The sequence below is a fragment of the Halomonas terrestris genome, from assembly GCF_049166755.1.
Taxonomy (GTDB): Bacteria; Pseudomonadota; Gammaproteobacteria; order Pseudomonadales; family Halomonadaceae; genus Halomonas.
This window is the reverse complement of sequence record NZ_JBMHFZ010000002.1, coordinates 377348-387038: the sequence shown is the minus strand read 5'-3', so window position 1 is coordinate 387038 and position 9691 is coordinate 377348. Positions and strand designations below refer to the sequence as shown.

Below are 9691 nucleotides of genomic sequence, written 5' to 3'. Positions count from 1 at the left end.
AAGCTGGAAGCTGGAAGCTGGAAGCTGGAAGCTGGAAGCTGGAAGCTGGAAATCAGCATGTTGCCACCAGCCCTGGCGTCAAGGGTTTTTCTTCCAGCTTCAAGCTCAAGCCCGCGAAGCGGGCGCTCTTCCAGCTCCAGCGCTAGGCGAAGCCTAGCGCTGGAAGTTGAGCATCCGCTCCAGCGGCTTGAGCGCAGCGGTACGCAGCGCGTCGTCGACGAAGATCTCGCCGCTGCCGTGGCGCAGGGCGCCGGCCAGGTTGTCCAGGGCGTTCATCGCCATCCAGGGGCAGTGGGCGCAGCTCTTGCAGGTCGCGCCGTTGCCGGCGGTGGGCGCCTCGAACAGGGTCTTGTCCGGGACCGCCTGCTGCATCTTGAAGAAGATGCCGCGGTCGGTGGCCACGATCAGCTTGTCGTTGGGCAGCTCCTTCGCGGCCTTGATCAGCTGCGAGGTGGAGCCCGCCACGTCGGCCAGATCGATCACCGTGGCCGGTGACTCCGGGTGCACCAACACCGCCGCCTCCGGATAGAGGGCCTTGAGGTCCTCGACGCCCTTGGCCTTGAACTCCTCGTGGACGATGCAGGCGCCGTCCCACAGCAGCATGTCGGCGCCGGTCTTCTTCTGGATGTAGCCGCCCAGGTGCTTGTCCGGCGCCCAGAGAATCTTCTCGCCACGGGCCTGGAGGTGCTCGATCACCTCCACGGCGATCGACGAGGTCACCACCCAGTCGGCGCGCGCCTTCACCGCCGCCGAGGTGTTGGCATAGACCACCACGGTACGATCGGGATGCTGGTCGCAGAAGGCGCTGAACTCGTCGGCCGGACAGCCCAGGTCCAGGGAACAGGTCGCCTCGAGCGTCGGCATCAGCACGCGCTTCTCCGGGGAGAGGATCTTGGCGGTCTCGCCCATGAAGCGAACGCCGGCCACCACCAGGGTATCGGCCTCGTGGCGGGCGCCGAAGCGGGCCATCTCCAGGGAGTCGGCCACGCAGCCGCCGGTCTCCTCGGCCAGCTGCTGTATGGCATCGTCGGTATAGTAGTGCGCCACCAGGACGGCATTGTTGGCCTCGAGCAGACGCTTGATCTCCTCGATGCGTGCCTCGTCCTCGACGGGAATGCGGGTGGGGCAGTAGGTGCGTGCGAGCTGCTCACGCAGATCGGCACGGGAAGTCATGATCGTCATCGTGTCTACCACTGTGACTGGCAGGGGCTCCCCCTGCATGATCGGGTGCATCTCGGCTCGCGCGCTCCGCGCGGACGATGCGCCTGGGGCCAACCCTTGCGTCTCTCGCCGTGGTCGACCCGAGCCCCTATTCTAGACCAAAACGGTGGCATGTTTACCAGTCCCAGCCAGAAAAGGGTCATGCACATGATGTGGGGGCTCCGCCCGGCAGGGTCAAGGGCACTCGAGGTTCCCGGCGGTTTCGGTGGCGTTCGTGTGCTAGCGCACCGACGGCGGCCTGCCGTTCCGCCATAGTCGTGCTACCGATGCTTCACGACATCGTGAAGGCCGGACAGTGACACGAGGTCGCCATGCCATCCCCCATCCAGCACAGCCCCCCTCCCACGACTGCATTCAAGACATTCACGCGCCTGCCCGACCGCGCGCCAGGCGAACAACAGCACGGCTATCCCTTCAAGCCGCAACGCTTGCCCGAAGCACCACGCGAGACGCCCCCCGAAGAGGCACTCGGCGAGCCAGAGAGGCGCTCTGCCGGAGGCGACGATGACCCGATGAGCCAGGATATCAATGCGCTCGCCCCCAAGATGCCGTCATGACGTCCCGGCTGGCGCACCCTTCCCAGGGCGCACCAGCCGATTTCATGGTGCCTCCCCTTCGATGATGACCTGACGGTAGATGCATTGATCGGAGGCATAGCAGCCACAAGCGGCCTCGATCAGACCGGGCCGGTCCAGCACCGTGATATTTCCACGGTGATAGCGGATCAACCGGCGCGTCTGCAGTGCCATGGCGGCCAGGGTGATGCCGGCACGACGCACCCCCAGCATCATGGCCAGGAACTCGTGGGTGAGATGCAGCTGATCCGAGTGCGCACGATCCTGGGTCATCAACAGCCAGCGAGCCAGACGGGCCTCGACCTGATGAAAGTGGGTACATGCCGCCACCCGGGACAGCTGGTGTATCAGCACATAGAGATAGCGCCTCAGCAGCGCCTGAAGCGCGGGGCTCTGCTCCAGGTGACGGCCAAAGACAGCCGCCGGCATGCGCAGTGCCGGCCCGGCGCCCTGCACCAGGGCGTGCCAGGGCGACTCTTCGACCCCCAGGATCAAGGGCATCCCGTACATGCCTTCACTGCCGATCATTGCCACTTCCAGCCGGTCCCCGTCACTCAGATTGGCAATCAGGGAAATGAAGCTCATGAGGGGAAAATAGACATGCGAGATCGGTCCGCCTGGCTCGGCGAGCACCTCACCGAACACCAGGTCGACGACCTCGCAGCCGTTGAGGAGATGTACCTTGTCCTGGCGCGGCAAGCTGTCGAGAAGCCGATTGCCGGCGGGGCCAAAATCAACGAGTCCCATGCGCACGCTCCTGCTCGAGATAACTGGAATCGTCACATGGAAAATAGCCATGAAAAATCGATGTCCGCTGCTAGACAGGAAACGGGCAGCGCTCCTCGCGCAGCAAGGTTTCAAATTAGCATGGCATCGATGGTCCATCTGTACGGCAGGATACATATCACCGGAAAGCCTCGCCTCCTCAAGCGAGGGGGATGCAGCAAGGATGTGCCTCGTTCACGACTCGTGATGATCGCCCAGCAGTCGTTGATACTCCTTCTTGACGACCGCATAGCATTCACAGACCCGCGCTTCCAGGCCAGGCCTGTCGAGGATGCTGATATGCCCGCGATGGTAGGCAATCAGGCCGGCCCTCTGCAGCTTGCCGGCCGACTCGGTGACGCCCTCGCGACGAACGCCAAGCATATTGGCGATCAGTTCCTGGGTCATGACCAGCTCGTTGGTCGGCAGGCGGTCGAGGCTCAGCAACAGCCAGCGACACAGCTGCTGATCCAGGCTGTGATGCCGGTTGCATACCGCCGTCTGCGCCATCTGGGTGATCAGGGCCTGGGTGTAACGCAACAATAGGTGCTGAAGGGTCGACGCGCGATCGAATTCGTCCTTCAGCAGCTGCCCCTTGAGGCGATAGGCACTGCCGGCACTCTGCACGATGGCACGGCTCGGCGTGGTTTCACCGCCCATGAACAGCGAGATGCCGACGATACCCTCGGCGCCGACGACGGCAATTTCTGTCGAATCACCATCCTCCATGACGCACAGTAGCGAGACAATGGAATCCGTCGGAAAATAGACATGATGCATCACCTTTCCCGACTCGACCAGCGAATCCCCCAGCTTCAGCTCGACCCGTTCGAGGTGAGGCGCCAGGCGCTGGTATTCATCCCTCGGCAGGACCGCCAGCAAGTGATTCTGACGAGGGTCATGTTGCAAGGCCATGACGGACACTCCCGCTTCAGGCAAGCCACCCCCGTACAGGGTACGAAAAGTGGACTCGTCCAATGGTTCTCGCTGTTCTCCCCCACCCGCCGACTCAGGCGCAGGAACCGCAGCACATGCTGTGTACGCTAGCGCACGGAAGCGACTCCGTCACGCCACTACGCTCGCTGGATACCGGCCAAGCCCCAAGGCTCGGGTCAGGCAATGCCGTCCTGCCGGGGCTCACACGCAGGCGGAACAGGAAACCAGCTCATGGTAGTGCCCACGTTTCGGATGATGACGTCTCTTGTCTCATGGTCTCCAGCGCCGCACCGGGCCACACCGCTCTTGCCTCTCCCTTGGGCGTGCGGCCCATGGGTAAGGCGCGTTGCCAGGCCGAGTGCATGAAGGATGACTCGATGCACCAGGGCACCGCCTGGACGCCGCTGCCTTCATCCTCCTTACGCGCAGAGGAACCGGTACGGCAAGGACACCCCCAGATCCACGCCTCGAGACGGGAAGTCGCAGCGGCCGTGGATGCCGAGACGGCATGGGCTCGGGTGGCTCTCGACACAATCAGCGATGCCGTCCTGACCATCGATCTTCACGGTACGGTCACCTACATGAACCGAGTGGCTGAGACCCTGACAGGCTGGTCGGAACCGGAGGCGATCGGCAAGCCACTTTCCCGAGTGTTCCATCGCGTCGATGGCAAGACACAGCAAACGAGCATTCCCCCTGGGCAGCGGGCCATCGAGGAGAACAGAACGGTAGGCCTCGCCCTGGATGGTGTGCTCGTCCGACAGGATGGCAGCAAGCTCGAGATCGAGGATTCAGCGGCGCCCACCCGTGACCGGGAAGGTCGAGTCACCGGCGCCGTGATCGTGTTCCACGACGCCACTCGCTCACAGGTCATGCTGGCGAGGATGGCCTATCTGGCGCAGCATGATGCGCTCACCGGCCTGCCCAATCGTGCCCTGCTGACGGAACGGCTTTCCCGGGCCATTGGCCTGGCCCGACGACACCGACACCTGGTCGCCCTGCTCTATCTTGACCTTGACGCCTTCAAGCCCATCAATGATTCGTTCGGCCATGCTCTGGGGGACAGTCTGCTCCAGGCGGTTGCGAGTCGCCTTCAGGACTGCATGCGCGACATCGACACCGTCTGCCGTCAGGGTGGCGACGAATTCGTGATCCTGCTCGCCGAGATCATGAAGCCTGAGGATGCCACCAGGGTCGCGGAAAAACTACTTGCCGTCCTGGGCAGACCGTATCGTATCCATGGTCATGAACTCCTCATCACGCTCAGCATCGGCATCAGTCTCTACCCGGATGATGCCGACGATGCCGATACCCTCATGCACAACGCCGACACGGCCATGTACCACACCAAGCGAAATGGCCGAAATGGGCATCAGTGCTTCACGGCCGGGATGAATACCCTGCTCATTCAACGAAGGCGGCTCGAACCAGGTCTGGATCGCTCCCTCCGGCCGTCGCAACTCTTTTTCGACTTCTAGCCGAAGAGCGTTCCACCAGGCATCAGGATGGCCATGTACGCCAGCGCACAGACGGGGGGGCGCCGTTGGCATAGCCTCAACATGGGTGTGGCAAGGGAACAGCCGGTACAGGGAGTTGCGCCACGCGTCGCACGGACTGCGACGCCATCATGACACGAACCATCCCGCAGCATCCTGAAACAGGATAATGCGCCGCAGAGGAAAGCTTCATGAACAATATCGTCTATATCGTCGGCGCAGTCGTCATCGTGCTGGTGGTTCTTTCCGTTCTCGGTCTTCGTTGAGACAAGCGACGAGAGAGTCGAGTGGCAAGGCAGCACGGTGAAGCCGGGAGGCTGCAGGCCGAAGATGCCGCCCCGTTCACTGGAGATGCCCCGTGATCATCCTCAAAGGATTCGTGTTCCTGCTCTTTCTGTTCGGTCACATCGCGCTGACCAGTGCCGATGACGGCTACACCGACGCCCTGCAGACCTACGAGCGGCAGGAGTACCGCCCGGCCTTGCAGATGTTCGACCGGCTTGCCGCCATCGGCAACGCCGAGGCCCAGTACATGCTGGGGCAGATGCACGAGGCCGGCCAAGGGACGCTCCAGGACTTCGTGGAGGCGCACAAGTGGTACAACCTGGCCGCGGCTCGCGGCCACCGCCATGCCGCCACTGCGCGGGATGCAGTGGCGGCGCGGATGACCGCGCAACAGATCAGCGAGGCCCAACAGGCAGCCCGCGCCTGGCAGCCGAGGGCGACATCGTCGGGGAGAGCGCACGAACCAGCGCCACCTGTCGAGACCCTGTCGGACCGACAGCTGGTGACCGAAGTCCAGCGCGAACTCAACCGACTCGGCTACGAGGCCGGTCCGGTGGACGGTCTGATGGGAACTCGCAGCCGTAATGCGATTCGCGATTACCAGGGCACGGTGGGCCTGGCCCAGGATGGTCAACCGACGACGGCACTGCTGGCTCGATTACGGCAGACGGGCCGGGAGCCGGTGGCCACGGCGCCACCCGAGCCGGAGCCGACACCGGCAAGACGGGTCGCCCTGGACGACGCCTTCAGCGACGGTGATTTCCGGCGCAACCCACCCTGGACCGTGCTCAGCGGACGCTTCGCAATCGATGATGGCGGGTTGCGCAGCATCGTTGAGAAGCCACAGGTGGCCACCCCCGCCTCAACGACGCTCCGCCCGGAGCGACCGGAGGAGATCGGCCTGGCGATGCTCCAGTTGATCCTCGGACAGGCGGGCGGGCTGACGCCAGACGCGGCACCGCCGGAGGCGGCAGAGGTCGAATTCGGGGACGCGGCCCGAATTTTCGTCCATGCACCGGTCGACAACGCCTTCAGACTGGAGCTGGAACTGGCCTCCCACCAGCGACCGGGCAGCCTGGAAGTGGGGCTGTTCCAGGGCAATCAGCCCGGCGGAGGCTACCGCCTGGTCTACAACCCGGGCTCGCGGCCCGGGCTCAGCCTGGTACGGATGACGACCGATGGGGGCGAGGTGATCGCCAGCACCGCGGGCGCGCTCGACCTCGAGGATGGCCGCTTCCATATGCTGAGCTGGACCCGCGACGAGAGCGGGAACATGCAAGTCTGGATGGATGGCCGGCGTGTGCTGCAGGCACAGGATCAGCGTCTTCGCCAAGGCTTCCAGGGCTTCACGCTGGTGAATCATGGAGGCGATTACAACCTGCGTCGGGTACGGCTGGAGCATTAGGGGATCAATCCGCGGATCCCATAACGACAAAGCCCCCTCGCTTTCTGGAAGCGAGGGGGCTTTGTCGGCAATCTGGTGGGTCGTGTAGGATTCGAACCTACGACCAATTGGTTAAAAGCCAACTGCTCTACCAACTGAGCTAACGACCCGGTGCTTGCGGACAAGCATACAGGCTCGGATGGTGGGTCGTGTAGGATTCGAACCTACGACCAATTGGTTAAAAGCCAACTGCTCTACCAACTGAGCTAACGACCCGTCCGAACGGGGGCAGATATTACTGATCCAGCTGCCTGAAAGCAAGCGCTTTATTGCCTTTGGTCGCAGGCAGCACGCTCAGCGGCTGCGCCCCCCCTTCGGCTTGCGCATGGCCTGCACCGGACGACGCTTGTTCTTGTCACGGCTCCAGCGGTTCTTCTCGTCCGGCGTCAGCTCCGGCACCTTGCGCGGTGCCAGCCCCGCCTGGGCGGCCAGGTCGTCGACCTCGTCCTGGGTCAGCTCGGTCCACTCGCCGGCACGGGCCCGCTTGTCGAGGAAGATGTTGCCGTAGCGCACCCGCTTGAGGCGGCTGACGGTGAGCCCCTGGGACTCCCACAGGCGACGCACCTCGCGGTTGCGGCCCTCCATGATCACCACATGGAACCAGGTGTTGATGCCCTCGCCGCCGAACTCCTGGACATCGGTGAAGCGCGCCGGGCCATCGTCGAGCATCACGCCCTCGACCATGGCCACGATCTGCTCCTTCTTCACCTCGCCCATGACCCGCACGGCGTATTCGCGCTCCACCTGGGTAGAGGGATGCATCAGCCGGTTGGCCAGTTCGCCATCGGTGGTAAACAGCAGCAGGCCGCTGGTGTTGATATCGAGACGACCGATGGCGATCCAGCGCTCGCCCTTGAGCCGCGGCAGGCGGTCGAAGACGGTGCGGCGCCCTTCCGGGTCCTTGCGAGTGCAGAGCTCGCCCTCGGGCTTGTTGTACATGATCACCCGGCGCGGCACTTCCTCGGCGCCGCGCAGGGTCACCGGGCGCTCGTCGAAGCTGACCCTGTCGCGCATCTCGATACGGTCGCCCAGGGTCGCCACCTTGCCGTTGACCTTGACCCGGCCATCGGCGATGGCGGCCTCCATCTCGCGACGCGAGCCCAGCCCGGCGCGGGCCAGGACCTTCTGCAGTTTCTCGGTGGTGTTGCTCATCAGTCGTCTGTCTCACTGGGTGTGGATTCCGCCCCCGGGGCAGCGTCATCGTCGACGCGGCCGCGGGCACGTTCGGACAGGCGGGCCTCCAGATCGGCGAAGCTCAGCCCTGCCCGTTCGGACGCCATCCCGGCGTGGTCATCGTCGGCCATCCCGGCCGTCGGCTCGACGGCCCCTGTGGCGATGTCACCCGCCTCGAGGCCCTCGTGATTCGTGTCGTCGTCCCCCTCGCCCTCGTCGAGGGGGGCATCGGCCTGGGCCAGCAGCGCCTCCTGGGGCGGCGGGGGCGCGCTCTCCTCGAAGGCCGGCTCGTCGAAGGTCTTGAGCTCGTGCATCGGCGGCAGCTCGTCGAGGGTCTTCAGGCCGAAGTCATCGAGGAAGCTGCGCGTGGTGGCATAGACCGCCGGGCGCCCCGGGACATCACGATGCCCCACCACGCGGATCCAGCCACGCTCGAGCAGGGTGCGCATGATCGAGCCGCTCACCGTGACCCCGCGCACCTCCTCGATGTCACCACGGGTCACCGGCTGGCGATAGGCGATCAGCGCCAGGGTCTCGAGCAGCGCCCGGGAGTAGCGCTGGGGGCGCTCGTCCCACAGCCGCGACACCCAGGAGGAGAGCCGCGGCCTGATGCGCAGCTGGTAGCCCGAGGCGGTCTCGATCAGCTCCATGGCACCGCGCTCGTGGCGGATCCCGAGCCGCTCCAGGGCCTCGCGCAGGGCGCGTCGCGGCGGGCGCTCGTGATCGTCGAACAGGCCCTCCAGGCGATCCAGCCCCAGCGGCTCCCCGGCCGCCAGCAGGGCCGCCTCGAGGATCTCGTCCAGCGCGTCGGGAAATTCCATGGCGGTCATGCCGGGGCACTCCCTTCCGGATCAGTGGCGGGACGCTCGTCGAAGGGGCTCTCGCCGCCCTCCTCCAGGGCCTCCACCTCGAAGGCCTCCTGCTCCTCCAGGCGAGCCCGTACGTGGATCGGCGAGAGCGGTGCATTCTGCACGATCTCGATCATCGCCTCCTTGGCCAGCTCGAGGATCGCCATGAAGGTCACCACCACGCCAGCCCGCCCCTCCTCGAGGGTGAACAGTGCCTCGAACGGGGTGAACTGCTCGTGATTCAGCCGCTCCATGATCCTGAGCATCCGCTCCCGCGTCGAGAGCACCTCGCGGCTGATCTGGTGCGCCTGGTTGAGTTCGGCACGACGCAGGATGCCGGCGAGCGCCCCGAGCAACTCGTCGAGTTCCACCTCGGGGTGGATCACCCGGGCTTCCAGCGGCGGCAGCACCGCCCGCGCCGGGAACCAGTCACGTCCCAGTCGCGGCAGCTCGGCCAGCGCCTCGGCGGCACTCTTGAGCTGTTCGTACTCCTGCAGCCGGCGGATCAGCTCGGCGCGCGGGTCCTCCTCCTCGTCGTCACCGCCCTCCTTCGGCGGGCGCGGCAACAGGGTGCGCGACTTGATCTCGGCCAGCATGGCCGCCATCAGCAGGTACTCCCCGGCCAGCTCGATCTCCAGGGCCTTCATCAGCTCCACGTACTCGATGTACTGGCGGGTGATGGCGGCCACGTCGATGGCCAGGATATCCAGGTTCTGGCGACGGATCAGGTAGAGCAGCAGGTCCAGTGGCCCCTCGAAGGCCTCGAGGAAGACCCGCAGTGCCTCCGGCGGGATGTAGAGGTCCTCCGGCAGCTCGGTGATCGGCTCGTCGAACAGCCGCCCCAGCGCCACGGCCTGCTCGGCTGCCGGTGGCACGGCACTCCGGGGTGCTGCTGTCTGGGACGTTTCGCTCACGCGGGGCCTGGCCTCTCGACGAATCGACGGATGA

The 9691-nt window shown here is 65.0% G+C and carries 8 protein-coding genes and 2 tRNA genes; 2 read left to right on the top strand and 8 right to left on the bottom strand.

The genetic code is table 11. The features are described 5' to 3' along the window. Window positions 1-153: 153 nt before the first annotated feature. From nadA to ACOMD9_RS04100, 3 genes are all read right to left on the bottom strand, one after another. Window positions 154-1182, bottom strand: a complete 1029-nt coding sequence (gene nadA / locus ACOMD9_RS04110) for a quinolinate synthase NadA (protein WP_421412275.1) — start codon at window positions 1180-1182, stop codon at window positions 154-156. Between the two features lie 638 nt (window positions 1183-1820). After that, window positions 1821-2543: a Crp/Fnr family transcriptional regulator gene (locus tag ACOMD9_RS04105; protein WP_421412274.1), complete on the bottom strand. Its 723-nt coding sequence runs from the start codon at window positions 2541-2543 to the stop codon at window positions 1821-1823. A gap of 213 nt (window positions 2544-2756) precedes the next feature. Next, complete coding sequence (locus tag ACOMD9_RS04100; RefSeq protein ID WP_421412273.1) at window positions 2757-3539, bottom strand: Crp/Fnr family transcriptional regulator; 783 nt, start codon at window positions 3537-3539, stop codon at window positions 2757-2759. A 335-nt stretch (window positions 3540-3874) separates the two neighbouring features. On the opposite strand from ACOMD9_RS04100, the gene ACOMD9_RS04095 reads away from it, so the two are divergent. Together ACOMD9_RS04095 and ACOMD9_RS04090 are read left to right on the top strand one after the other, a co-directional pair. Beyond that, window positions 3875-4975 carry a diguanylate cyclase domain-containing protein gene (locus ACOMD9_RS04095; protein ID WP_421412272.1) on the top strand — a complete coding sequence of 367 codons (1101 nt, stop codon included), beginning with the start codon at window positions 3875-3877 and terminating at the stop codon, window positions 4973-4975. A gap of 376 nt (window positions 4976-5351) precedes the next feature. After that, window positions 5352-6683, top strand: coding sequence for a peptidoglycan-binding domain-containing protein (locus ACOMD9_RS04090; RefSeq protein ID WP_421412271.1), 1332 nt, complete (start codon window positions 5352-5354; stop codon window positions 6681-6683). A gap of 73 nt (window positions 6684-6756) precedes the next feature. Here the strand turns inward: ACOMD9_RS04090 and ACOMD9_RS04085 are convergent. The 5 genes from ACOMD9_RS04085 to ACOMD9_RS04065 all read right to left on the bottom strand — a co-directional run bounded on the left by ACOMD9_RS04085 (window position 6757) and on the right by ACOMD9_RS04065 (window position 9657). After that, a tRNA-Lys gene (locus tag ACOMD9_RS04085) sits at window positions 6757-6832 on the bottom strand. A 30-nt stretch (window positions 6833-6862) separates the two neighbouring features. Then, a tRNA-Lys gene (locus ACOMD9_RS04080) sits at window positions 6863-6938 on the bottom strand. A gap of 78 nt (window positions 6939-7016) precedes the next feature. Further along, entirely contained in the window at window positions 7017-7874 is an 858-nt protein-coding gene (gene rluB, locus ACOMD9_RS04075; RefSeq protein WP_421412270.1) for a 23S rRNA pseudouridine(2605) synthase RluB, read from the bottom strand. Further along, window positions 7874-8725 (bottom strand): SMC-Scp complex subunit ScpB, encoded by an 852-nt coding sequence (gene scpB / locus ACOMD9_RS04070; RefSeq protein ID WP_421412269.1) that lies wholly within the window; start codon window positions 8723-8725, stop codon window positions 7874-7876. The genes rluB and scpB overlap by 1 nt, the downstream gene beginning before the upstream one ends. After that, the gene (locus tag ACOMD9_RS04065) at window positions 8722-9657 is read right to left on the bottom strand and encodes a segregation and condensation protein A (RefSeq protein WP_421412268.1); all 936 of its coding nucleotides are present in this window, start codon (window positions 9655-9657) and stop codon (window positions 8722-8724) included. Before ACOMD9_RS04065 ends, scpB begins: the two co-directional genes overlap by 4 nt. Window positions 9658-9691 lie beyond the last annotated feature (34 nt).

Coding starts and splice junctions, on each gene's coding strand:
- nadA (WP_421412275.1), bottom strand. CDS start 1,182: ATGACGATCATGACTTCCCGTGCCGATCTGCGTGAGCAGCTCGCACGC.
- ACOMD9_RS04105 (WP_421412274.1), bottom strand. CDS start 2,543: ATGGGACTCGTTGATTTTGGCCCCGCCGGCAATCGGCTTCTCGACAGC.
- ACOMD9_RS04095 (WP_421412272.1), top strand. CDS start 3,875: ATGCACCAGGGCACCGCCTGGACGCCGCTGCCTTCATCCTCCTTACGC.
- rluB (WP_421412270.1), bottom strand. CDS start 7,874: ATGAGCAACACCACCGAGAAACTGCAGAAGGTCCTGGCCCGCGCCGGG.
- scpB (WP_421412269.1), bottom strand. CDS start 8,725: ATGACCGCCATGGAATTTCCCGACGCGCTGGACGAGATCCTCGAGGCG.